General features: G+C 34.7%; 24 protein-coding genes and 1 other annotated feature. Of the genes, 5 read left to right on the top strand and 19 right to left on the bottom strand.

Annotated elements, in window-relative coordinates; all coding sequences use genetic code 11:
- The first annotated feature begins 33 nt into the window (after positions 1-33).
- On the top strand, positions 34-1,107 hold the full coding sequence (gene leuB / locus ACS3UD_RS04040; protein ID WP_308137705.1) for a 3-isopropylmalate dehydrogenase: 1,074 nt from the start codon (positions 34-36) through the stop codon (positions 1,105-1,107).
- Positions 1,108-1,219: 112 nt separating this feature from the next.
- Here the strand turns inward: leuB and spoIIAB are convergent, their stop codons facing one another.
- The 5 genes from spoIIAB to ACS3UD_RS04015 form a co-directional block, all read right to left on the bottom strand.
- The gene (spoIIAB, locus tag ACS3UD_RS04035) at positions 1,220-1,645 is read right to left on the bottom strand and encodes an anti-sigma F factor (RefSeq protein WP_308137706.1); all 426 of its coding nucleotides are present in this window, start codon (positions 1,643-1,645) and stop codon (positions 1,220-1,222) included.
- Between the two features lie 9 nt (positions 1,646-1,654).
- Positions 1,655-1,960, bottom strand: a complete 306-nt coding sequence (locus ACS3UD_RS04030; protein WP_308137707.1) for an STAS domain-containing protein — start codon at positions 1,958-1,960, stop codon at positions 1,655-1,657.
- Positions 1,961-2,059: 99 nt separating this feature from the next.
- Positions 2,060-3,322 carry a sensor histidine kinase gene (locus tag ACS3UD_RS04025; protein WP_440977732.1) on the bottom strand — a complete coding sequence of 421 codons (1,263 nt, stop codon included), beginning with the start codon at positions 3,320-3,322 and terminating at the stop codon, positions 2,060-2,062.
- Between the two features lie 168 nt (positions 3,323-3,490).
- Positions 3,491-4,177: a response regulator transcription factor gene (locus tag ACS3UD_RS04020; RefSeq protein WP_308137709.1), complete on the bottom strand. Its 687-nt coding sequence runs from the start codon at positions 4,175-4,177 to the stop codon at positions 3,491-3,493.
- 137 nt (positions 4,178-4,314) lie between these two features.
- Positions 4,315-4,800 carry a DUF4342 domain-containing protein gene (locus tag ACS3UD_RS04015; protein ID WP_308137710.1) on the bottom strand — a complete coding sequence of 162 codons (486 nt, stop codon included), beginning with the start codon at positions 4,798-4,800 and terminating at the stop codon, positions 4,315-4,317.
- Between the two features lie 222 nt (positions 4,801-5,022).
- On the opposite strand from ACS3UD_RS04015, the gene ACS3UD_RS04010 reads away from it, so the two are divergent.
- Positions 5,023-6,279, top strand: coding sequence for a chloride channel protein (locus tag ACS3UD_RS04010; RefSeq protein ID WP_308137711.1), 1,257 nt, complete (start codon positions 5,023-5,025; stop codon positions 6,277-6,279).
- Positions 6,280-6,530: 251 nt separating this feature from the next.
- Positions 6,531-7,085 (top strand): GNAT family N-acetyltransferase, encoded by a 555-nt coding sequence (locus ACS3UD_RS04005; protein WP_308137712.1) that lies wholly within the window; start codon positions 6,531-6,533, stop codon positions 7,083-7,085.
- Positions 7,086-7,167: 82 nt separating this feature from the next.
- On the opposite strand, the gene ACS3UD_RS04000 is transcribed toward ACS3UD_RS04005, so the two are convergent.
- Together ACS3UD_RS04000 and ACS3UD_RS03995 are read right to left on the bottom strand one after the other, a co-directional pair.
- On the bottom strand, positions 7,168-8,532 hold the full coding sequence (locus ACS3UD_RS04000; protein ID WP_308137713.1) for a DUF2812 domain-containing protein: 1,365 nt from the start codon (positions 8,530-8,532) through the stop codon (positions 7,168-7,170).
- On the bottom strand, positions 8,529-8,852 hold the full coding sequence (locus ACS3UD_RS03995) for a PadR family transcriptional regulator (protein WP_308137714.1): 324 nt from the start codon (positions 8,850-8,852) through the stop codon (positions 8,529-8,531). Before ACS3UD_RS03995 ends, ACS3UD_RS04000 begins: the two co-directional genes overlap by 4 nt.
- A gap of 299 nt (positions 8,853-9,151) precedes the next feature.
- Here ACS3UD_RS03995 and ACS3UD_RS03990 point away from each other — a divergent pair, with 299 nt between their 5' ends.
- A complete protein-coding gene (locus tag ACS3UD_RS03990; RefSeq protein ID WP_308137715.1) occupies positions 9,152-9,607 on the top strand; it encodes a DUF6385 domain-containing protein in 456 nt (151 codons plus the stop codon).
- Positions 9,608-10,022: 415 nt separating this feature from the next.
- On the opposite strand, the gene ACS3UD_RS03985 is transcribed toward ACS3UD_RS03990, so the two are convergent.
- The 6 genes from ACS3UD_RS03985 to ACS3UD_RS03960 form a co-directional block, all read right to left on the bottom strand.
- Entirely contained in the window at positions 10,023-10,247 is a 225-nt protein-coding gene (locus ACS3UD_RS03985; RefSeq protein ID WP_308137716.1) for a hypothetical protein, read from the bottom strand.
- 90 nt (positions 10,248-10,337) lie between these two features.
- A complete protein-coding gene (locus ACS3UD_RS03980) occupies positions 10,338-11,519 on the bottom strand; it encodes a DUF2812 domain-containing protein (RefSeq protein ID WP_308137717.1) in 1,182 nt (393 codons plus the stop codon).
- Positions 11,520-11,791: 272 nt separating this feature from the next.
- Entirely contained in the window at positions 11,792-12,298 is a 507-nt protein-coding gene (locus ACS3UD_RS03975) for a hypothetical protein (RefSeq protein WP_308137718.1), read from the bottom strand.
- Positions 12,299-12,770: 472 nt separating this feature from the next.
- Positions 12,771-13,547 carry a uridine phosphorylase gene (udp, locus tag ACS3UD_RS03970; RefSeq protein ID WP_308137719.1) on the bottom strand — a complete coding sequence of 259 codons (777 nt, stop codon included), beginning with the start codon at positions 13,545-13,547 and terminating at the stop codon, positions 12,771-12,773.
- Between the two features lie 228 nt (positions 13,548-13,775).
- The gene (gene thrS / locus ACS3UD_RS03965) at positions 13,776-15,701 is read right to left on the bottom strand and encodes a threonine--tRNA ligase (protein WP_308137720.1); all 1,926 of its coding nucleotides are present in this window, start codon (positions 15,699-15,701) and stop codon (positions 13,776-13,778) included.
- A 112-nt stretch (positions 15,702-15,813) separates the two neighbouring features.
- Positions 15,814-16,009 (bottom strand) — a binding site (T-box leader).
- A 45-nt stretch (positions 16,010-16,054) separates the two neighbouring features.
- Positions 16,055-17,719, bottom strand: coding sequence for a DEAD/DEAH box helicase (locus ACS3UD_RS03960; RefSeq protein WP_308137721.1), 1,665 nt, complete (start codon positions 17,717-17,719; stop codon positions 16,055-16,057).
- Between the two features lie 227 nt (positions 17,720-17,946).
- Here ACS3UD_RS03960 and ACS3UD_RS03955 point away from each other — a divergent pair, with 227 nt between their 5' ends.
- Positions 17,947-18,669, top strand: a complete 723-nt coding sequence (locus ACS3UD_RS03955; RefSeq protein ID WP_308137722.1) for an MBL fold metallo-hydrolase — start codon at positions 17,947-17,949, stop codon at positions 18,667-18,669.
- Between the two features lie 90 nt (positions 18,670-18,759).
- On the opposite strand, the gene ACS3UD_RS03950 is transcribed toward ACS3UD_RS03955, so the two are convergent.
- The 6 genes from ACS3UD_RS03950 to ACS3UD_RS03925 form a co-directional block, all read right to left on the bottom strand.
- Complete coding sequence (locus ACS3UD_RS03950; protein ID WP_308137723.1) at positions 18,760-19,254, bottom strand: hypothetical protein; 495 nt, start codon at positions 19,252-19,254, stop codon at positions 18,760-18,762.
- 291 nt (positions 19,255-19,545) lie between these two features.
- Positions 19,546-20,595 (bottom strand): hypothetical protein, encoded by a 1,050-nt coding sequence (locus ACS3UD_RS03945; protein WP_308137724.1) that lies wholly within the window; start codon positions 20,593-20,595, stop codon positions 19,546-19,548.
- A gap of 96 nt (positions 20,596-20,691) precedes the next feature.
- Positions 20,692-21,366 (bottom strand): hypothetical protein, encoded by a 675-nt coding sequence (locus ACS3UD_RS03940; RefSeq protein WP_308137725.1) that lies wholly within the window; start codon positions 21,364-21,366, stop codon positions 20,692-20,694.
- A 126-nt stretch (positions 21,367-21,492) separates the two neighbouring features.
- Positions 21,493-21,924 (bottom strand): hypothetical protein, encoded by a 432-nt coding sequence (locus ACS3UD_RS03935; RefSeq protein WP_308137726.1) that lies wholly within the window; start codon positions 21,922-21,924, stop codon positions 21,493-21,495.
- A gap of 110 nt (positions 21,925-22,034) precedes the next feature.
- Positions 22,035-22,730 (bottom strand): DUF4367 domain-containing protein, encoded by a 696-nt coding sequence (locus ACS3UD_RS03930; protein WP_308137727.1) that lies wholly within the window; start codon positions 22,728-22,730, stop codon positions 22,035-22,037.
- The gene (locus ACS3UD_RS03925) at positions 22,723-23,262 is read right to left on the bottom strand and encodes an RNA polymerase sigma factor (protein ID WP_308137728.1); all 540 of its coding nucleotides are present in this window, start codon (positions 23,260-23,262) and stop codon (positions 22,723-22,725) included. Before ACS3UD_RS03925 ends, ACS3UD_RS03930 begins: the two co-directional genes overlap by 8 nt.
- Between the last annotated feature and the right edge of the window lie 271 nt (positions 23,263-23,533).

The raw sequence follows: 23,533 nt of genomic DNA, 5'->3' as shown, positions 1-23,533 counted from the left end.
TTACTAAATATGCTTAACTAACAGGAGGCAATAATGACTTACAAAATTGCAGTAATTAAAGGAGATGGCATAGGACCTGAAATTGTTGACGAAGCCATAAAAATCCTTAAAAAAGTAGGAGAACGATATAAACATGAATTTGAATTTACAGAGGTTTTGGCAGGAGGAGCTGCAATAGATAAAACAGGAAAAAATCTTCCGGAAGAAACATTAAAAATATGCAGAAAAAGCAATGCAGTCATTCTTGGTGCTGTGGGCGGACCTAAATGGGACAGCCTTCCAGGGAATGAACGCCCAGAAAAAGCTCTGCTTGCACTTCGAAAGGAGTTAAATTTGTATTCAAACATTCGTCCTGCAGTCATGTTTGATACACTTAAGAGCACGTGTCCTTTAAAACCTGAAATTGTTAAAGGTGGAATGGATGTGGTAATTGTAAGAGAACTTACAGGAGGAATATATTTTGGCAAAAAATTTACCGAAGGCACATATGCATGCGATTGTATGGAATACTCAAAATATGAAATTGAAAGAATTGCCCACCAAGCTTTTAAAATAGCTCGAACTCGAAACAAAAAAGTGACAAGCGTCGATAAATCCAATGTACTTGAAACATCAAGGCTCTGGAGAAAAACACTGGAGGAGGTATCAGCTGAATACCCGGATGTAGAGCTGAGTCATCTTTATGTAGACAACGCTGCAATGCAGCTTGTTGTTAATCCTAAGCAGTTTGATGTAATTGTTACAGAAAACATGTTCGGAGATATTCTTTCAGATGAAGCAAGTATAATAACCGGCTCAATAGGTTTGCTTCCGTCTGCATCATTGGGAGATAATAATTTTGGAATGTATGAACCCATACACGGCTCCGCGCCTGACATTGCCGGGCAAGGGAAAGCTAATCCAATTGCAACTATTTTGTCTGCTGCAATGATGCTTAAATATACTTTTGGACTTTATGAAGAATCCAATTGCATTGAAGATGCTGTGAAAAAGGCTCTTAGCGACGGGCATAGAACTTCCGACATATCTAAAAAAGGCGAGAAGGCAACTACAACAAGCGAAATGGGCAGCATAATTGCAGAAAATATAATAAATGATTATAAATAGTAATTAAGCAATATTGAATTATTCTTAGGATTTCAAACTTTACATTAAAGCAGCCTCATTCTTCTACTCTTACATAAAAGAAGTGGGGCTGCTTAATTCTCTCTATACAATTTTATCTTTCACTGATTTTTTTACGCATTATAACTTTTGTTCCAACATCTTTTTCTGATAGTATAACAACCTCGTCCATATATGACTCCATAACGGCAAAGCCCATCCCTGAGCGCTCTAATTCAGGCTTTGTAGTATACAATGGTTCCTTTGCCTTCTCAACATCCAATATTCCGCATCCGAAGTCCTCAACAATAATTTCGACCATCTGCCCTTTGATTTTACACGAAATTTCAATATCTCCCACAGAATTTTCATAGCCATGAATTACTGCATTTGTAACGGCTTCCGATACTGCTGTCTTTATATCGTTTATTTCGCCTATAGTAGGATTTAAAATAGAACAGAATGCAGCGACCGCCGACCTGGCAAAGGACTCATTTATAGATAGGCTTGGTATTTTAAATATTACATAATTATTTCGCATTTTATCCCCCTATTGAATATCAATTATTTTTCCTATGCCGCTCATATCAAGAATTTTCCTTACTTTCTTGCCGGCATTGATAATTTCAATCACTCCGTTGTTCTTTCTTATAACCTTGTATCGTCCGATTACAAACCCTATCCCTGAGCTGTCAATAAAATCAAGGTTTTTAAAATCTATTACTATCTTATTGAATTTGCCCTCATTAATTTTTTCATCGATGACAGCCCTTGATTCATCCGCCGTATGGTGGTCCAGTTCTCCCTTTAGCTTAATTTTTAAGACTTGTCCAGATTCAATAAATTCTAAGTTCACTTTTCCCAAATCCTTTCTGTATAATAATGTACAAGCTTATTATACAACGGATTAGATATTTTTTCCTTGACTTCTTTTGTTGTTATTTGTCGATTATTATTAAAATTCATCATGGTTTATATAAGGAAGCATTATTGAAAATTCTGAACCCTTTCCCAAAGTGCTCTTTACTTTTATCTTTCCTTTATGCCCAAGTACAATAATTTTGGCAATAGAAAGTCCCAACCCGTGACCTCCTATTTCTTTACTCCTCGATTGCTCTGCCCTGTAAAGCCTGTCAAAAATCTTTTCCAGATCCTTTTTTTCCATGCCTATTCCTGTATCTTCTATCTTGACAACATAGTAGTCCTCTATAATAAAACTGGACACCATGATATATCCATTAATTGGAGTAAATTTAATAGCATTGTCGATAAGTATTCTTATTGCTTGTTTAATTCTTTTTTTATCGGCATAAAGATTAGCATCTTCATAAAATTTAAAGTACAGCTTATGTTTGCTGTCAATCATCTTAGTTTCTTTTTCGATTTCTTTAAGCACTGAAATGATATTAAAATCTTCTTTTGTATATATTAACGTACTTTTATCGCTCCTTGCTATAAAAAGAAGTTTTTCTATCAAATCCTGCATATTTTCAGCTTCATTCTTTACTGCCGTTATTGATTCCTCCAAAACTGCTCTGTCGTCTTTCCCCCATCTGTCCAGCATATTTACATAGCCTTTTATTACTGCAATAGGCGTTCTCAATTCGTGGGAAGCATCAGAGACGAATTGCTGTTGTGATTTATATCCTTCTTCTATCCTGTCCATCATTTCGTTGAAGGTTTGTGAAAGCTCTTTTAACTCATCCTGAGTACCTTTTATATCCAGTCTAGTATTAATATTATTTACTGTAATTGTTTTAGTTATTTCTGTCATATTCTTTATAGGCCCAATCATTTTATAGCCTGTTCGAGATATGATTGGTACAAAAATAAAAAGTCCCGCTATGCCTGAAAGCATAACCATTAAACTTATTCTTGCCGCATCGTTTACCATTGACTGGGCTCCATAGGTTATGTTCAAAAAATATTCCGAACCCTCATACATGAAGCTTGTTGAAAATATGTACTCATTATTATAAAATAATTTTTCTACAACAACAATTATATTATCCGAATACCTTTTTTCATTTCCCTTAGGATACACCACATTTAAATTGCTGTCGTATATTTCAACAGATACGAGGTTGTGCCCTTTTTCTTCAAGATTAACATATGGATACTGCTCTTTAATAAGCTGAACATCTTTACTTATCGTACTCGTTTCAAACTTTTGAAATTCATATATCAAATATCCCGATGACGTAATCATAGCAACCATAAGTATAATTACCATATATATTAACAAATAGGCAGCAGATATTTTAAAAGCAATAGAAAACTTGAGCCTTTTAAGTAGCCTTATTACAAGTCTTAATAATAGTTTAAATGGGTATAAAAATATGTTAAGCAAAAACCTTAAAATTGACTTTATCATAATATCCTTTTATCATTCACGAATTATATAACCTACACCTCTTACGGTTTCAATCAAACTTATATTGTACTTTTGATCTATTTTACTTCTCAAATACCTAATATAAACATCTATAATATTGGTATCCCCAAAATAATCATATCCCCATACCTTATCAAGTATTTTTTCTCTTGTAAGCACAATATTCTTGTTAAGCATCATAAATTCCAGAAGTTCAAATTCCTTTTTTGTTAATTCTATGTTTTCTCCGTCGTATTCAACTTTATAATTATTCTTGCATAGAACTAATTTCCCTCTTGAAAGCAATTCTGATTCTTCCTTTATCCTGCTATTCCCTGCCCTTTTCAAAAGAACCCTTATTCTGGCAAGCAATTCTTCTACGGCAAATGGTTTTGTCATATAATCATCCGCGCCTATATCAAGCCCTGTTACTTTATCTGATATATCATCCTTGGCCGTAAGCATAATTATAGGTGTCTCCATGGTTTGTCTCAACCTTCTGCAGACCTCTATACCGCTTAATCCTGGAAGCATCAAATCAAGTATAATCAAATCTATATCACTCTGTTTACCCTTTTCAAAGCCGTCACGTCCATTGTTTGCTATATCAACGTCGTAGCCCTCATATTTCAATTCCAGCTCTAAAAATCGTGCAATTTTTTGTTCATCTTCGACAATTAATATCTTCTTTTTATCCATTACGAACCTCAGTTTTTTTCTTATTATACTATCCTTTTCCAAAAATATCAAATTTATAATCTTGTAGATTTTCTTTCTTAAGCTTTTAAGATATGTTGTATGAATAACAAATATCAGGTCAAAAGACCTGATATTTGTTATTCAATAATTATTTCATTTTCGCCGGAGTCATCTGATGATTCTATATCATCATCTTTCAGAATTTCTTCAGATTTTACTTTTATTTTTTCAACAGTTTCTTTCATATTCTTTTTTATGCTGTTCATATTCACAGAACCTTTGTCTCTGTATATCCTAATCTTGCATGAAGTTAAGATTGCTAAAACTAATCCGGCTATAACAACCCAAAATGCCATCATAAATGTAAGTAAAACTAAAACCAGCGGTAAATCAATCAACGTGTCCTTTTCCTTGTTCTTGATAGACATCTTCAACGATAAAAGTCTGTTTGTGAATTTAGTAAATCCTCCCTTGTATTCATCCTTTCTTCCTCTTTTATTTTCAAGTTCAATAATAGATTTAATCAGATCGCCGTCATTTTTTTCCAAAGTTCTCTTGGCTTCTTCATAACTTACATTAACTCTGCCTCTAAGTTCATCAATTTGTTCTAAAGTTACTTTCATACTTTCCCTCCATAATTTATTTTTCTTTATGGTAATAATATACTCTCAAATAATTAATCTTGATTTAGCAATTTATTAAAATACGATTAGAACCGCATAAATTATTTTAAATTTTTATATACTAAGGATAATGAAAGCGTCTGCTTCTCTGCTTTTTATTTGACAAATCAAAGAAAAGTGATACAATAGTTTTCGGCATCTTAAGAGATAGGAAGTGTATAAATGGAATTATTAAGCAGGAAATGCTGTTCTGCTAAAAATTATATCTTAACTTTTTTTAAATGGATTATATTTGCAGGAATTACCGGCTTCATCGGGGGACTAATAGGAACAGCATTTCATTTAAGCGTTGAGCGGGCTACAGAGTTTAGGGTAGCAAATAACTGGGTATTGTACTTTTTGCCTGTAGGAGGAATCGCAATAGCAGTTTTTTACAAACTATTTAAAATGACAGATTCTACAGGTACTAATCAAATTATAGATTCAATACGTACAGACGATCACGTTCCTATAATACTGGCACCTCTAATATTTGTAAGCACTGTTATAACGCATTTGTTTGGCGGATCTGCCGGAAGAGAAGGTGCGGCATTACAGCTTGGAGGAAGTATAGGAACATTTGTAGGCAATATTTTTAAGCTCGATAACAAAGATATGCACTTGATAGTACTGTGCGGAATGAGCGGCGTGTTTTCAGCATTATTCGGAACACCATTGACAGCAACACTGTTTGCCATGGAAGTCATAAGTATAGGAGTAATATATTATTCAAGTCTCGTTCCATGTCTGGCATCATCATTAGTAGCATACGGAGTCTCTTTATTCTTTGGCATCGCGCCTGTTCATTACGACCTGAGCATTATTCCGGTTCTTTCACTAAAAACAATAGCACTAACTGCCGTACTTGCAGCGTTGCTGGCAGAACTAAGCATAATATTCTGTGTTGTAATGCATAAAACCGAACATCTGATGAAGCATAAAATTAAAGATGACTACTTACGAGGTTTTATCGGAGGTCTAATAGTATTACTACTTACAATGCTTATTAAAACTCATGATTACAACGGAGCTGGAATGGATATAGTTCAGAAGGCTATTGACGGAATTGTAAAACCCGAGGCTTTTTTACTCAAGATAATCTTCACTGCAATAACAATAGGTGCAGGATTTAAAGGCGGAGAAATTGTTCCTACTTTCTTTATCGGAGCTACATTTGGATGTTTTGCCGGAGGTTTACTAGGTTTAGACCCTGGGTTTTCAGCTGCACTTGGGCTGGTTTCTCTGTTCTGCGGAGTTGTTAATGCTCCCATAGCTTCAATTATTCTAAGCATAGAGCTTTTCGGATCTGAAGGAATTATATTCTTCGCAATTGCATGCAGTGTCAGCTACATGCTCTCAGGCTACTACGGTCTTTATAGCAGCCAGAAAATAGTATATTCAAAATTAAAAGCAGAATTTATAAACATTAACGCAAAATAACCCCTACTCCAGGGACGTACCTCTTAGTGAAGGTAGCCAAAAACACTCTTTCCCATAATTTATAGGAAAGAGTGTTTTTAATATCTCCTGTTTATATCGCCTACGATGATAATACTTCCCTTAATGAACGCATATCATAGTAATACAGATTTTTATTTTTTTAAATATTAAATAATGCGGTTGTATTTAGGTTATTGCATGACTTATAATAAAGATACTTGAAGTTTTATATATAGAAATGGAGACCAGTTATGATTCAATTATGTACAAACAGACTCTTAATTCGCGACCACACAAGTGCAGACCTTGCATCACATCATGAATTGCTTTCTAACAAAAAAGTCATGTGGTTCTTACAGGATATAAGAACAAGCAGCGTAGAAGAATCCCAAGCTAACCTGTGTACGGCAATTGACAAAATTGGACACACTGACCGAAAGTATTATTTTTTTAGAATAGAAAACAAACTGACAAATGAACACATAGGCGAAATAGGATATACAGTTTTAGAATTTACACCTGCAGGGAAACACGTTGAAATGGGTTATTTTATACGGGATAATTACTGGGGGCTCGGTTATACGGCAGAGGCTCTCAAAGCAGTTATTCAGTTTGCTTTTGAACAAAATGACGTGTACAGAATTACATGCGGGTGTTTAAAAGAAAATACAGCCTCGGAAAGGGTAATGCAAAAATGCGACATGATAAAAGAAGCCGAATTCAAAGAATATCAATGGCATGATGGAATGTTTAAGGACCGCGTAGCATACAGACTGCTTCGCTCCGAATGGTTAATAGAACGGTAGAAAAATATTGTGTATTACTTTTTTGGCTGGCTGAATTTCAGATATGTTTAAATCAGCCAGCCATATGCTTGATTTTTTTCAATCACAAATCCGAGAAAAATTTTTCAATCATTAACTCTCTGGTTTGACTGTCATTAAAATTTATGTCCCCTGACAAATGCAGCACAACATTTCCTTTTTGTATTATAATTTCATTTTGTTCCTCTGTCAGCGCCATATTATCTGCATTCCAAAAATTTTTCATATCATCATCTATGATAACGGTTTTTTTAAATATAGCCCTTCCTCTCCACTTGATTCCATTTTCTAATCTATTAGTTATTCCGTTAAATATAATCTCGGCAAAGTATGAATTTATTGTCTTATAATATTTAATTTTCAAGTACTTATTAACACCGCTTATCTCTCTTTCTTCCCAATAATTATAATACTTGGGTATAATAGGACTCATACTGATATCAAATTTTATATTTAATAAATTACCCTGTTCTGATTTGCCCAATATATCTTCCATTGTAACCACAGGATAGCCTTCCGGTATTGAATCTATACTATCCATATCTTTGGATATTTCCCTAATCGATGAAGTAACCATAGGAACAAAGATAATTACTAATATTATTACCACTATATATAGCGCAATTTCTCCATTTTTATTTCTACCTTTACTTTTCTTTATGCAGTACCGTATACCTCCCCCGATAGCAAAGCCAATTCCAGGTGCCAGCAAAGCCGCCCCTACAACATTGGGCTTGAAAAGTGCATCACCAATAAATGACAATATATAAAATAATATAATAAGCCATAACGGAACACTTGTTGTCATTACCCGCCTTCGCGCACTTTTCAATGTAGATTTTTCTATAGGTAATCCACGCTTGATATTTCTTCTGGCTTTTATAATACGAATAATGCCATATGCTGAGGGAATTGCGGCTAGTATGTAAAGTGCAGGAAATAAAATTGTTCCAGTAAATCCTGTAAAGCTTATAAAATTAATATCGCTTACAGGGAAAAGGCTTCTGAATGCAAAGATGGCAATTAGCGTAAGTATAAATATGTCGCGCAGCACGCCTTTCCACAGCGTAAGCTCAACCATTTTTTGTTCAATTTCTTCATCTGTTTGTATTGGAACCGGTTCATCGTCTTCATAAGCATAGAAAAACTGCAAATAATCCTGTGATGTAATAAATATCCATCCTGATTCTTGGCATAGCTTCCTATATTCTTCCGATTCTTCGGTTTTTTCCGGAGTAAGCGGTCCTTCCTTAAATACATCTACATAGAATTTAAGCTTCTGCGGTTCCATGGCTCTAAACTTAGCCATGCTTCGTCCTACCTTTTCCAGCATCCAGCCTTTACCTGCCATTTTCTCCAGATATTCTCCCATAGCTTTGTAATCAATGAGAAAAAAATTCCAAATCACCCATTTAGTTTTATTTTTCATTTAGGCGCTCCTCCTTCCAATATTTTATTTCCATCTGAAACCAATTGCTTTAATCTTTTATGTTCATTCCTCAAAACATTTAATCCCTTATCCGTCAGAGTATATATCTTCCTTCTATCCTCTTCCGAGACCTGTACTATAATATCCTCCTCCTCGAATCTGGATAAAAGGTTGTACAAAGTGCCTGCTCCTATCCTTACCCTTCCCTCAGTCCGCCTGTCTACCTCCTGCATAATTCCGTAGCCATGATGATGCTCCGTTAATATTAAAAGGATGTAATACATTTGCTCTGTTAAGGTTTTTAATTGTTCTCTTGCCATATCATCATCTCCAAAACATATATCTATATTCGATATATCTATTATCAATATAGTACTATTATTTTGTTTTTATGTCAATTATTTTTTGCTAAAGACCACAACACGCATAAGCAATACAAGAAATTACTTTGTTTTGATATCTATGTAACCATGAATATAGTAACCAATTTAGTTTAAACGACTATAATATTATATAAATTGGCAAGGATGTGCAATATGGATCAGAAGGACGCATTTAATGAAAATATCCAAGAAATAAATTGTTGTGATAAAATAATGTTTCAAGTGAAATTGTTCCATTGCAAGTTGACGATACAGGAAACCTACCCGTAAATGGCACCGTAGATATAGCAACAGGTGCTGAAGTAACATTAGCAGCAGGTACTGATATTGATACAGTCTCTACAATTACCAATGACGTCAAAGTCGTTAATGGCACAACGCCACTTACAGAAACCACCGTTGGCTTAGGAGCCACTGTAAATTCTGACTCACAAGACGTTTCTCTTGAATCCTCCTATAACTGGTTTATCAAAAACACCGGCACGACATCAAGCGATCAAGATATTACCCTAAAGGTAGAGATAAGTCCCGACAACACAACTTGGTTGGAGGACACCGGAACTGTTATAACCGTTCCATTTGATACAGCAAAAATGATTACCATAACAAATTTCTTGCAATACGTTCGCTTTGTAATAACAGGCGGTGCCGCTGAAACAACAGTTATATCATGCTTCCAGGCTCAGCATTAATTAAATAAATATAAAATGGACGAGATATACATTATCCGTCCCTTTAAACTACTTCAGTACTCCTAAATGCTTCAGGGCAGAGCACTTGATGACAGTGCCCCCGTCCTCTAGACATTATCAGTGGCTTCATTTACTTATAGATTCTTCTTTTTTTATTTGCAATAATTTCTTTATATTAGAATTAATTTTAAAAGTTATAGCAATTAAGAATAATAATAAAATTGATATAAATAGCATTAAGATAATATATACGCTATACACAGGTAAAAACATACAATTTCATCTCCTAAATTTAATAATTATTTCATTGAAATCTTTTTCCCAATAGACATTTACTATTAATAATGGTAAAACACCACTGGAATGTCCGTCCCTATGGCTCGTCACTTGGAATCTATGTTTATTTTTTGCTATTTTAAATTTTTCTAATATGAATAATTGTTAGAATTAACAATACTGTATTTATTGCTGTTACTGCGGGAGAGCAATCTATATTTTCAAAAAACATCTGCCTTCCTGAAAAATATAACATTAATACTTCCGAACATAAAAGTAAGTATAGGAACATTTTAATATCATTAAAAGCATTTTTATTTATTTCTATGTCATCTTTGTTGTTTTTATCGTTTTCATTGCTCATAATAAAATCCCCCTTATTAATAGTGTGATATCCTATGTATTTATTGTTTTGAATCTCATTTATTAATAATACCCTACTCCATATCATTCCTTAGTTTGGGGCTGCCATTGAAAAATGATGGACTGAATCAAGCAGACTGCCTGAGCCGTAGTACATTGCGGTTATAACAATATTTCCCGATCTGAGCACAATGTCTTCTATTTCTCCGTTCAAAAAATACGAAGCACTGTCAAAGCCGTCAACATATATGGAAGTCATTTCTCCTGAACTTAAATTTCTGCAAAGCTCTTCTTCATAATAAACTGCTAAATTTGTATTTCTCATTTCATAATAATTAACATTGTATCCAAACGGCTCCTCATAAACATCAGGTATGTCTTGCACTTCGCGCCAGTACTGCCTGACATATAATATTGTGGGAGCCACATAGCGGCTTTTTTCTGTTACCGAGTAATTAGTTCCTATATCTGAGCTACATTTTTCTCTAATTGCCTCCGCTGTATACCACTCATCAGGAGAAATTTGCTCCATAAGAGGAAGTTTTCTGTTGAGCGTATATTTGTCCAACGGAATGGTCTGAATTCGATTTACTTTCCCATATTGCACTATAATAATAATAAAACTTATAGTAATTATTGCAATCAGACACCATTCAAATATTCTGTGAGTCTTTACAACAGGCTGCTTCCTGCGCTCCATAAGCAATTTGATTCTTTTCTTCCTCTTAATATATGCGACAACATACAGCAATCCCAATATCACGGCACATATAGATCCAGTCAGTATTCCCATCGGCAGCAAATCATCATAATAAATAAGCGTTTTTATAAAGCCACCTGAAATAAAACTCAGTTTAATGAAAAGCATAAACACTAAAACAGGAAACAAAAAGGATGGTATTACTCCATATCTATATCTCAATATTTGTTTTCTAAGTGCAGCTTCCATGCACGCAGAATCAATATCCGGCTTATCTGCATCATTATTATCTTCTGAAATAAAAATGTCAAAATATAGCGAAAGTTTACCTACATACTTCCATCCGGGTATATCGCAGCATTCATCATCCGTGTGGGGATGAATGCAATAGTTTGCTTTACCGGTTGACGATTCTTCAAAACCAAAAAATCTCCCTTTAATATGTGTTAGCTTAAATCCCCGTTCAGCCTTCAACTCCAACCAGCCTTCTATAGCTCCTATTTCAGCTTCATCATATGGGAGAAAAAAATATTTGTAATCAGATATAGCAAACCCCTCCTGAATAATTTTCAAAATAAATTATGTAGCCAGATAATACATCCAATTATTTGTCTATTATATAGTACTTCTGAGATACTTTATTTTCTCCGAAATGCAAATGATTTCCTGTTATAAACAATATACATATAATATAATTTATTATTGCAAATATCTAATACCTGCCAAGGCTTTAAAGGGTTACTGACAACACGAAAAAAATGCCGGCAGCCATTAAAATAACCGGCATCGTTTCCTTGATGCCATATATATTTTTGCGCAATCTGCCGTCTCCAGACGATACCGTTTTAACTATCTGTGCTATACTCCATTTTAGATGTGACAAACAGATATTCAGCAAACGCATATACGGTTGTGAATATGGCAGAAACCATGTATAAGAAGAAGTTATGTAGTAGTGATCTTAATGCGCTGCCGTGCTCTCCAAACTTGTTTAGCAAATCAGAAACAAATATCGGCACACCACCATTATTTTTATCTAAAATGTATCCAATCAAAAGAAAGCAAAACACAGACAGGAGCCGAGCAGCCAATCTGTAAGCAGAAGCTTTTGAAGCCACATTTCGTGAATCAAAACGGAAATTACCTCGGTGCATTAAAAAACAACAACAGAAAGCACTAAGTATAGGTATTAAGAAATACGGAACAACAAGCAAAAACCACCCTATGCGCGTCCATGGAATGAAAACCAAATATATGTAAAATATGGGTATGAATAAAATATTCTGACACATTGATGTAAAGAAAGCAAGGAATAATCTTCGCACCAAATAATCCATATTACGTTTCTTCATGATGTTTCTCCTTTCCTATTTACTACATTTTATGCTTACACTTCCTGTACAACAACTGCTCCCTTATTGCTAAAATCGTCTTGCCTCAGGGTGCACTCATCATGAGTATCATAGTGCTATTTGATAAATGTCCACCAATGCCCCTTCGTGCTCAAAACTCCTTTCATATATTCCACCGTTCTTGATGATTGTTTTTATGGAAGGAGTATTACCTTGTTCTACCGACAAATCCCCTAGCTTTTTATTCTTACTGTCCTTGGAATAAGAATCGTCTCTTTGGTAATTTATACCACACAAGATCTCGCATGTCAATACTCATCGCTATTCTTACAGCCAATTTTATCTGATATCTGATCAGAAATTATTAATGACAACAACTAAGTATCCTTGATACACCAACAAAACCATTGAATATCAGTTTCAATGGTTTTGTTATCTACTAAATTATTTTAATTTTTTATACTCTAATACCCTATTGCATATTGTCTTCTTTTATGAGTATTCTAATTGCTTCTACTGCTGCTTTTATTGCGGCCTCGGTGTCATGCTCCTGTGGATCGTCTAATCCTAATTTTCTTCTTTCCTGGTTTGCTACTACATTTAATATTGATCCGACGCGAACCCTTCTGAAAGCTCCTACGATAAAAAGCGCTGCTGATTCCATTTCTGAAGCTAATGCTCCTAATCTAAGCCATGCCTCCCATTTATTCATAAGGTCATAGCTTACGGGCTTGATTTCAGGTGAGTGCTGTCCGTAAAATGAATCCTTGCACTGGACTATGCCCACATGATATTTTTTCTTTAAATTTTCCGAAGCTTTTACTAATGCGTTCAGTACTTTGTAATCAGCCACCGCCGGGAACTCCATAGGGGCATACTCTCTGCTCGTTCCCTCCATACGGATAGCTCCGGAAGCAATAACCAGATCGCCTCCCATTACATTTACGTCCATGCCTCCACTGGTACCTACACGTATAAATGTGTCTGCTCCTATATTTGCTAATTCTTCTAAAGCAATAGCTGCAGACGGTCCGCCTATGCCTGTTGATGTAACGCTTACCTTAACACCGTCTAAATATCCCGTATATGTAACATATTCTCTATGATCTGCAACTAGGACAGGATTATCAAGGTGTTTTGCAATTTTTTCGCACCTTTTGGGGTCTCCCGGCAATATAACATACCTGCCTACATCGCCCTCCTTCATATTAATGTGGTATTGAACATCTTTTGAATATACAGTGCTCATATGTCCTCCTTGTGTTATAATTTTTATTATAATTTCTTATATGCTTCTATGAGCATTTTTATTTCTTTTCTATCTAGGTTTGCTTTGCTTCTCTTGAATTTCGAGTAAAATATTCCCCCATATTTACTATTATACCCTTTATGTTAGTCACAAACAAATATTTACATAAAAATTGTCATCCTTCGTTACCGGAGGATGACAATTTGCTTATGCTCGGGTTGTTAATGATTATATAGACTGTGGTGAGTCGTTTTCTCTTGTGCTTATCTTGTTTAAAATAATGCTGCTTATTTCTTCAATGCTCATGCTTCCGATGTCACCTTTTTGTCTTTCTCTCACTGATACAGCTCCGCTTTCAGCTTCTTTCTCACCTACAATAAACATGTATGGAACCTTGCTTAACTGCGCTTCTCTTATTTTGTAGCCGATTTTCTCCGCTCTTGTATCAATCTCAACCTTAATATTTGATGCCTCTAGCTGCTCTTTTACCTTCCCTGCATATTCAATAAATTTATCGGATATTGGAAGTATTTTAACCTGTACAGGTGCCAGCCAAGTTGGGAAAGCTCCTGCATATTGTTCAATAAGAATTCCAAAGAATCTTTCAATACTTCCGAATGCTGTTCTGTGAATCATTATCGGTCTGTGCTTCTGTCCATCTGCTCCTACATATTCCATTTCAAATCTCTGTGGAAGCTGATAATCAAGCTGGATTGTTCCGCACTGCCATGTTCTGCCTATGCAGTCAGTGAGGTGGAAGTCAATTTTAGGTCCGTAGAACGCGCCGTCTCCTTCGTTTACTACATAATCAAGTTCTAATTCTTCAAGTGCTGCTTTTAATGATGCTTCTGCAAGATCCCAGTCCTTAATTTCCCCAAGGAATTTTTCAGGCCTTGTTGAAAGCTCTAAGTTATATGAGAATCCAAATTGTTTGTATATTTCATCGATTAATTTAATAACACCCTTAATTTCATCCTTTATTTGCTCAGGCAATATAAACAAATGGGCATCGTCCTGCGTAAATGCTCTTACACGCATCAGTCCGTGAAGTGCGCCAGATAACTCATGTCTGTGTACTCTTCCTGCTTCTGCAACTCTCATTGGAAAATCTTTGTATGAGTGCATAGCATTTTTATATACCAGAATTCCTCCTGGACAGTTCATAGGCTTAATTGCGAAATCCTGTTCATCAATTACAGTTGTATACATATTTTCTCTGTAATTGTACCAGTGACCTGATACCTCCCAGAGATGTTTGTTAAGCATCAGCGGAGTTTCTATTTCAACATAGCCTGCCTTTCTGTGCATTTCTCTCCAGTATTTCATCAATTCGTTTTTAACTTCTACGCCCTTTGGAAGGAAAAATGGAAATCCAGGACCTTCTTCTGACATGAAGAACAAATCAAGCTCTTTTCCTAGTTTTCTGTGATCACGCTTCTTAGCTTCCTCCATCATCTTGATGTATTCTTCTAAGTCTTTTGCTTTTTCAAATGATATTCCATAAATTCTCTGAAGCATTTTATTGTTTTCGTTTCCTCTCCAATATGCTCCTGCAATGCTTAAAAGCTTCATAGCCTTTGGCTTCTTTGTGGACGAAAGATGAGGACCTGCGCACAAATCAACAAAATCTCCCTGTTTGTAGAAAGAAATAACTGCATCTTCAGGCAAATCGTTTATTAGCTCAACCTTATATGGCTCCTGTTTTTCTTCCATAAACTTTAAAGCTTCTGCTCTCGGAAGTTCAAATTTTTCCAGTTCAAGCCCTTCCTTAACTATTTTCTTCATTTCCGCTTCAATTTTAGCAAAATCCTCCTGAACCAGCCTGTAGTCCAGATCTATATCATAATAGAACCCGTTATCTATAGCAGGACCGATTGCTAATTTTGCTTCAGGCCACAGTCTTTTAATTGCCTGTGCCAATATATGTGACGATGTATGCCAAAATACATGTTTACCTTCTTTATCTTCAAATTTAAGGAACATAATGCTTCCATCTTCATTTATTTCTTCTTTTAAGCCGATCGTAGTACCATTGTATACGGCTCCTACCACATTTCTTGCAAGTCCCTCGCTTATGCTCTTAGCAACGTCATAAGCCAAAATTCCATTTTCATATTCTCTGACACTGTTATCAGGCAATGTTAATTTTATCATATCCATTCCTCCATTAAATTTTGCAATATTTAATTTTCATTCTATAACCTGTTTCGAACTGATTATTTAGTTCATATAAATAAGAAATAAAAAAAACGTCCTTAAACAAATGTTTAAGGACGAATATATCGTGGTTCCACCTCAGTTACTTCTCAACAGATTTAAGGCATCCATACCAAGACCTTACGACTAAGCTTTCAGTCTTAACTCCGGATTAGTTTTCATACAGTCATACAAAGGAAGCTTCCACCTTTTCTTCCCTCTCTTTATTGCTGTGTCTGCATTACTCGATCCATCACAGTTCATTTTACCCATTATATTACCCTAAATGAATTTTTGTCAACATATTTTTGCTATTTTTTTCTTGATTTCTTTCCGAACCATTTATCTTTATTCTTTTTATCTCTTGAATTTCTTGACCTTTTTTCTTTTGACAGTTCTACTACTACGTTTTGACCCTTTATTTGTGCTCCATCCATTCTTTTCAAAATACGATTCTTATGCTCTGAGGCCACATTGAAGAAAGAATAATTTTCAAGAACTTCAATTTCTGCTATATCACTTCCTGGAATGTCACATTCTCCGGCAACTGCCCCCAGTATATCCCCAGGCCTTATTCCTTGCTTCTTGCCTGCATTTACATGGAATCTTTCTGTATCTCCGATACTTTTTCTTCCGCCCCTTGAGCTTTTTCTGCGTTCAGGCACAACGTCATTCAAATCTCTTTCCTGGGAGTAATCAAATCTAACCAGCTTCTTTATCATAGCTGCTATAAGTGTTTCAGCATCGTAATCTTGAGACATTAGTTTTTCTGCCAGTTCTCTGTTTTCTCCAAGATCTTCTTTTTCAATTACTTCAACAATATTTCTGATAAATTTATCTTTCTTAACTTCATTTACCTTATCTACAGTAGGAATAGTTCTTTTTCTTATTGATTTTTTAGTATACTTTTCTATATTTTCCAGCTTTCTCATTTCTTTTGCCGTAACAAGAGTAAATGATGCTCCTTCCTTACCAGCTCTACCTGTCCTTCCGATTCGGTGTACATAGTAATCTTCCTTAATTGGAACCTCATAGTTTATAACACATTCAACTTCCTTAATGTCAAGCCCTCTTGCTGCTACATCGGTAGCAATTAAAATTTCTATCAAGCCGTTGTTAAACCTATTCAGTGTGTCTATTCTCTGAGACTGCTTTATATCTCCATGAATCTTATCACAATTGTATCCAATTTCTACAAGGCGATCATAGAGTTCATCAACAGATCTCTTTGTATTGCAGAATACAACTGTCAGCTTTGGTGTATAAGTATCAATAAGTCTTGAAAGAGCTTCTACCTTATCTGAATGTTTAACTAAAAAATAACTTTGCTTAACTTCTTTAGCCGTTATTCCTTCTCTTAAAACCTTAATCGATACAGGGTTATTCAAAAACTTCTTTATAATATTCTTCATTACATCTGGTATCGTAGCCGAAAACAGTGATGTTTGAACCTTATGGTCAATTTTACCCAATATGAGCTCTATGTCCTCTCTAAAGCCCATTTTAAGCATTTCATCAGCTTCATCCAAAACAGCCATTGTAAGTTCACCTAATTTTATAACGCGTCTATCTATAAGGTCTATGATTCTTCCTGGTGTGCCAACAATTATCTGTGCTCCGCCTTTAAGCTTGTTTATTTGATCGCGTATGTCTGCTCCGCCGTATACGGTAACTGTTTTAATACCGTCCATATATTTTCCGTACTTTCTGAATTCATTTGCAACTTGAACTGCCAGTTCTCTTGTTGGCAGCAGCACTATCGCCTGAGGCATTCTTATGTTTTTATCTATCTTTTCAAGTATTGGTATCCCAAACGCTGCAGTCTTACCAGTACCCGTATTTGACTGTCCGACTATATCCTTTCCGTCCAAAATAACAGGTATTGCCTCTTGCTGAATCTGGGTGCATTCTTCAAATCCCATTTCATCCAAGGCTCTTTGAATGTTGTCATTCAAAATAACATTTTCAATTTTCATTAATTTTATCATCCTCGTTCTATTTTTAGTAACTCCTCATTATACAATGCATACCTAATAATTACAAATAATTTTTGTAAATTTTTATTAATATTATTATTTTATATATATTTTCCTTATCTCATAAATTATTTTTAACTACTTACATTGTTTTATTCTCTTTTCAGATGTTTTAAACTATATATTTTTATGGTATTATATTGTAAAAACTATAGCGGAGAAAATAAATGAAAGCATATTATATTTATCACAGCTGTTTTGTAGTAGAAACAGAAACCTCATTTTTAATATTTGATTATTTTGACGATAAAAGAACGCCTGAAGATGATTTTAATTTCAAAGATGTTCTTAATGATATACTTAAAAGCAATAAGCATCTGTACGTTTTTTCATCGCACAGCCATCATGATCATTTTGACAGGTCAATTCTTTCATGGAGCAGTTATAAAAAAGAAACATATTATATATTAAGCAACGATATAAAGCTTTACACCGAAGTAAAAAACATATATACCGTAGGGAAAGATGAAACAACTGAAATAAACAACCTGAAAATATCTACCTTTGGTTCCACTGATGAAGGGGTAAGCTTTTTAGTAGAAATAGATGGGCACACAATATTTCACGCAGGAGATTTGAACTGGTGGAAATGGTCGGATGACACCTCTGAGGAAGAAAAGGAAATGGAAACTGCTTTTAAAAGCATAATTAAAAACATTTTAATCAAGGACGTTGCTATTGATGTTGCCTTTTTCCCTGTTGACGGAAGACTTGAAGAAAATTATTTGTGCGGTGGACAATATTTTATAGAACAAATTAAGCCAAGGATATTTGTTCCAATGCACTTTTGGGATAACTTCAGTATAACAAGTATCTTTAAAAAATCTCAGGCTACCACAACAACTAACATTATTGAACTACAGCATAACAATCAAATTATTATGCAGTAATGAAATTACCGGCAGATTATTAATTTCAACATAGCATATCTGCTTAAAAAATCCGGCCTTAGCCTCGCAGCTAAGCCGGATTTTCTTGTACTACGGATTAATTAATTGACCTTTATCATTATAGGCTTCGTATGATACCTGCTCATCTCCTGTATATATCCTGCAGCTTACGGTTTCCCAGGTTATTTCTTTATTTTTTATGATATATATATAAGGTCCGGCACCCAAGAAAGCTCCTTGACCGCTCCTGAGCACAAACCTGGTAATGACAAAGCTCCGCGCACTGTCAATCTGATTTTGTTCTGCATTCTCATCAAACCAAAAATCAACATTTAATTCTCCGTCAACCAGATAAACTTCCTGTCGGACTAAATCAGTCATAGCATACTGTCCCTCATCCTTAAGCATTGCAACGGACTCTTCATCTGTATAAACAACAGCATTTTGAGGAATCGCAATTGTTAATTTGTCATTGCTGTCTGAGTTTGAAAGAAGCTGCACTGCCGAAACAACTATAACAAGAATTACAAGCAAAATTAAAATTGTCCATTTCTTTTTAATAATCTTAACCTCCAGATTACCCATTTCAAGAATCTCATAATTTCAACAAAAAATCTGTTGGATTATCTAAAAATGTTCACTCATTGTTCCACACGTGCGAAAAGTTACCTTTCGTGTAATTTCGGTTGTATGCATATTTGATATGTAAGATATGAAGTCCATCCCTATTATATGCTTGCCTTTACAAAATGATACAACACGAATAGGAAGTAGAGACTTCATATAGCCATAGGTAACGATTCCCGGCGACTCATTATATTCCAATAAATTATCTTGACACTAAGAACCGTCCCCTGTGACCCTGTGGCCCTGTAATTAGTATATTGTATATCTCCAATCGTCATACTCATTCTGTCCATTATCATACACAAAATTGTCTGGATCAAGGTTAGGGTCATCAAAATAGGTATAAACTGTACTAGACCTATTCGGATCCATGAACCCATAAGTTGTGTAATCATTTCCACCCATCAAGTATTTGCACACTATAGCATGTGCGGCACCTGAGCGAGCTATGTCAAACATCGCTGGTTTGCCACTATCGAGCACGTCATACAAGTCAATAAATTCCATTCCGGAAGTATCATTGTATCCCATACCACAATATTCATACCCGTACTCATACCATGTTCTTGTCCCTTCAGGTGTTCCACTATACTCGTAATCTAAGGCATCGAATATGTCTAAGGCATCATATGATGAATCTGTGCGATAATTTGATATAGCGGCTATACATGCAGCCCAACACAATCCCTTACCATCAGGAGTCGTATCATTGGATACATTTGGTACAGATAGAGAAACATAGTAATCGCTAGATGTCCGTGTATAGTTTTGGATTGGATTAAATGAAGAAAATGTTGCCGGCGACAACTCATAAACAGGAATGTTAAGCCGTTCTAAAGAGTTTTGTTTGTTTGCTGAAATAATCATGTTATCTGAGGCAGTTTGCATGACCATATGGTCATTTCCATCATTATATGCAATAAGAGCAAAAGGAATATTTGTCTTTAAAACATTATTTATTTCAACATTGTTATCAAACATAAAATTGGAATAATACTGGTTATTAACAAATGATACTATGAGTTGTCCAATGTATTCACCATCATTGGTAACAAAATACATCCGAGATGTTCTGTTAGAATGGTTTTTAATAGGCACAGGGTTTGATATTTTTACTTGATCATATGCTTCGTCTCCTAAAGTCAAGTAATGAGGTAATGTAGTATCAATGTATTCATTAAGTGAAGCATTATTAATTTTGGAATCAACCGTATCAGCAGCAACTACTGAAGTGAATGTTAATACAAATACTAAACAACAAGCAAGAAAAATAGAGAAAATACGAACATAATTTTTCATTTCAATTCACAACCTTTCTAATTTAATAGTTTACTTATATTAATGTATTTTAGTCATCTGCTCACAAGATAGCCCATTGGAATCTCCCCCTTTTAATTATTCTAACGGAAGTATAACGGTTACTATATCAATACCAGAAGTCATAATATCAGGAAGTTTTGCACCATCTTTAGCTAGCGGACTCATTGAATAAGCATTGTCACCAATGATAAAATATAGACAGTCATTATCAGCTGCTATGTACATAGGTGCATGTTCTGTCATAGAAGAAAGTGCCTGTATCATTTCTACATCACTATTGGATGACCCAAAGACAATTCGTTCATCATCTAATAATTTTGAAACATAAATAAAATTTGTAATTCGTCCGTTGTCGAAAACTGGAATCCAGAATTTCTTTGCAGTTGGCTCATCACCTTCAAAATTAAATACATGTAGAGCATAGCCACAGTCAATACCGGGAAACATGTTATCTAATGCTGCGCATATATCTTTATCTGGTACGACCGAATACATATACAGAGGTGCAACTGAATAGGAAGTAGGCACTTCATATTCCACTACTTTATATGTATAGTCTCCTCCTATAATTTTATCTCGCCTTTCTGGAAATAGTGATGTTAGACTAAGTATACTAATTGTTATAAGTAGTGCAAAACAGGATACAAGCATAAATCGTATTTTTTTGAATCGGATTGTATAAGGCTTTACGTCATGTATAATATTATCCTTTATCCTATCAATAGCGGCAAATATAGCTTTAATATTCATAAAATGTATACTCCTTATTTATATAAATTCGCTCCGAGAACGTAAAAGGATAGACCATATGGGACGGGCGCAGCCTGCATCCCCTGTAACCTGATACAAATCTAAGCTAACAATTTAAATCCTATTCTAATAATCAACCGTCTCACTATACTTTGTAACAATTTCAATAACATCGCCGGAGCTGTCCAGTGCTGTATGGGTTGTTTTCAGGCGGTAGGAGCCTTTTTCAACATACCAATCCTTGTATAAATACATTTCCTCATCATCACTTGTATCTTCCCACGTTTTAATGGTTGTCCAGTTTCCGGATAGCTGTTGTAATTCTATTTTTACTCCTGCAATATATTCTTTCTGTACACCGGTTTCGCCTTCACAAGTCAATTTACCGCCGGAATTCAAAGTTAAATTATTTAAGCACAGTACAATTGCAATATAATTTGGTTTTATTTCAGTACTATTTTTTAAATCGTCAGTTTCGGCATAAACGCTCGCATGTATGGAATTTACTAAAACCATAATAAAAATAATAAATAAAACCGACAGTACTTTCTTTTTCATAAAAAAATCCTCCTTAATTTTGATTTCATTAATAATAACAAAATTAAAGAGGATTTTCCGACAGCTTTTCAGATAAAAATTTGTTAAAAAAAAATAAAATTTTATAAATTTTATTTTTTTACACTCTTAGCTATTTTCACAAGCTCGCTTTCGCTGATGCTTCCTGTCAAGATATATGCCATTTCATCATAATTCCAGACAAGAATCCTAATATTGTCATTCTCACTGTAGAGGGCTTCTCTTCCATTTATAGTAAGCTCCTTTACATTTGCGCCTTCCGTATCGATTGATAGTGAACTCCTAACATCTCTTGTACGAAAGTTAAAAAATTCATCATCTTTTCTGAATGCAAAGTATAAATGATTTTTTTGCGACTCACTTTTTTCAAGCTTAAAGCCTTCCGGGACATATTCCAGTTTAATCTCACCGAATTTATAGTTATCTGCTTTTGAAGTACCATCTGTAAATTTAATATTTGTATCGTATTGTGTCCTTTCCAGGATAAAATTCATAAACCTAACTCTCCATGCACTTACGCTGCTTATCGTTATTGCGCTTATTGCAATAACAGCAATGAAAATCACTGCGGCACGTTTTGAATAGGTTCTTATTCTGCGAGCAGACCGGAATTTCCGTTCTTTTTTAAACAGTTTTTGCATATCTTCTCTGTGTTTTTCTGAAAACTTATGATTTTGACCTTCATATCCATCCAGTAAGATGTCCACTGCCTTATCTTCGATATCAGAAGCTGCTGTCTGAAGCATCGCATCCATAGCCTTATCAGTCACATATTCTTTTTTATCCATTCAGCTCACCTTCTTTACTTAATAATATTAAAAGCTGTTTTTTTGCTCTCTCAATTCTTTTCTGCACGGTATCAGTCTTAATGTTTTTCAATTCAGCTATTTCAGCTACAGAAAAACCGTGTGAAAATTTAAGGAAAATAACCTCCTGATAAATTGGATTTAAATCCTCAATAATCTTGTTCAACCGTTCAAAGCTTTCATTGTTAATAACAATTTCTGTTATACTTGTATCATCTGATGTCATATTTTCATTAAGTTCTTCTGTTGTCTGTTTTTTTCTTTGATTGTACATATTTATCGAAACATTCTTACATATAGTAACAAATAAGTTTCTTGTTTTCCGACAATTGTTTTCATCTATTTTATGTAGGTGATTATAAACCTGCACAAATGATTGATGAACGGCATCTTCTGCCAAAAATTCATCATGGAGAACATTATAGGCAACATAAAACATCATGTTCCTATATTTATCATAAAGGCGTTCAAGCTTGGAACCTTTTTCTTCGTCTCCCATTAACATAAAAATCATATTTCCACCTTCCCCTTGTTTTTAAGAAATAAAATGTTTTCATGTGCGACCATACAGCATAAGTTTTTATATTTATTATACTTTTTTTTTCGGATATTAACAAGCAAATCAAATTTTGAACAAGAAGAGATAATGTTACTCAGAATGGCAAAAATAGGGTTTATCAATGTCACGAATGTCGCATACACATAGCGACATTTTTTTTATGAGATTAACAATTCTGTTTTGTTTATCAATTTAATTTTAAATAATTTTTAAAAACATATTATAA

It is taken from the genome of Sedimentibacter sp. LTW-03 (genome assembly GCF_052059825.1).
Classification (GTDB): Bacteria; Bacillota; Clostridia; order Tissierellales; family Sedimentibacteraceae; genus Sedimentibacter.
This window is presented reverse-complemented; position numbering and strand designations above follow the sequence as displayed.

Bases quoted from the DNA above. Each gene is read 5' to 3' on its own strand.
- leuB (WP_308137705.1), top strand. From the start codon at position 34: ATGACTTACAAAATTGCAGTAATTAAAGGAGATGGCATAGGACCTGAA.
- spoIIAB (WP_308137706.1), bottom strand. From the start codon at position 1,645: ATGCGAAATAATTATGTAATATTTAAAATACCAAGCCTATCTATAAAT.
- ACS3UD_RS04025 (WP_440977732.1), bottom strand. From the start codon at position 3,322: ATGGTTGCTATGATTACGTCATCGGGATATTTGATATATGAATTTCAA.
- ACS3UD_RS04020 (WP_308137709.1), bottom strand. From the start codon at position 4,177: ATGGATAAAAAGAAGATATTAATTGTCGAAGATGAACAAAAAATTGCA.
- ACS3UD_RS04015 (WP_308137710.1), bottom strand. From the start codon at position 4,800: ATGAAAGTAACTTTAGAACAAATTGATGAACTTAGAGGCAGAGTTAAT.
- ACS3UD_RS04010 (WP_308137711.1), top strand. From the start codon at position 5,023: ATGGAATTATTAAGCAGGAAATGCTGTTCTGCTAAAAATTATATCTTA.
- ACS3UD_RS04005 (WP_308137712.1), top strand. From the start codon at position 6,531: ATGATTCAATTATGTACAAACAGACTCTTAATTCGCGACCACACAAGT.
- ACS3UD_RS04000 (WP_308137713.1), bottom strand. From the start codon at position 8,532: ATGAAAAATAAAACTAAATGGGTGATTTGGAATTTTTTTCTCATTGAT.
- ACS3UD_RS03995 (WP_308137714.1), bottom strand. From the start codon at position 8,852: ATGGCAAGAGAACAATTAAAAACCTTAACAGAGCAAATGTATTACATC.
- ACS3UD_RS03985 (WP_308137716.1), bottom strand. From the start codon at position 10,247: ATGAGCAATGAAAACGATAAAAACAACAAAGATGACATAGAAATAAAT.
- ACS3UD_RS03975 (WP_308137718.1), bottom strand. From the start codon at position 12,298: ATGAAGAAACGTAATATGGATTATTTGGTGCGAAGATTATTCCTTGCT.
- udp (WP_308137719.1), bottom strand. From the start codon at position 13,547: ATGAGCACTGTATATTCAAAAGATGTTCAATACCACATTAATATGAAG.
- thrS (WP_308137720.1), bottom strand. From the start codon at position 15,701: ATGATAAAATTAACATTGCCTGATAACAGTGTCAGAGAATATGAAAAT.
- ACS3UD_RS03960 (WP_308137721.1), bottom strand. From the start codon at position 17,719: ATGAAAATTGAAAATGTTATTTTGAATGACAACATTCAAAGAGCCTTG.
- ACS3UD_RS03955 (WP_308137722.1), top strand. From the start codon at position 17,947: ATGAAAGCATATTATATTTATCACAGCTGTTTTGTAGTAGAAACAGAA.
- ACS3UD_RS03950 (WP_308137723.1), bottom strand. From the start codon at position 19,254: ATGGGTAATCTGGAGGTTAAGATTATTAAAAAGAAATGGACAATTTTA.
- ACS3UD_RS03945 (WP_308137724.1), bottom strand. From the start codon at position 20,595: ATGAAAAATTATGTTCGTATTTTCTCTATTTTTCTTGCTTGTTGTTTA.
- ACS3UD_RS03940 (WP_308137725.1), bottom strand. From the start codon at position 21,366: ATGAATATTAAAGCTATATTTGCCGCTATTGATAGGATAAAGGATAAT.
- ACS3UD_RS03935 (WP_308137726.1), bottom strand. From the start codon at position 21,924: ATGAAAAAGAAAGTACTGTCGGTTTTATTTATTATTTTTATTATGGTT.
- ACS3UD_RS03930 (WP_308137727.1), bottom strand. From the start codon at position 22,730: ATGGATAAAAAAGAATATGTGACTGATAAGGCTATGGATGCGATGCTT.
- ACS3UD_RS03925 (WP_308137728.1), bottom strand. From the start codon at position 23,262: ATGATTTTTATGTTAATGGGAGACGAAGAAAAAGGTTCCAAGCTTGAA.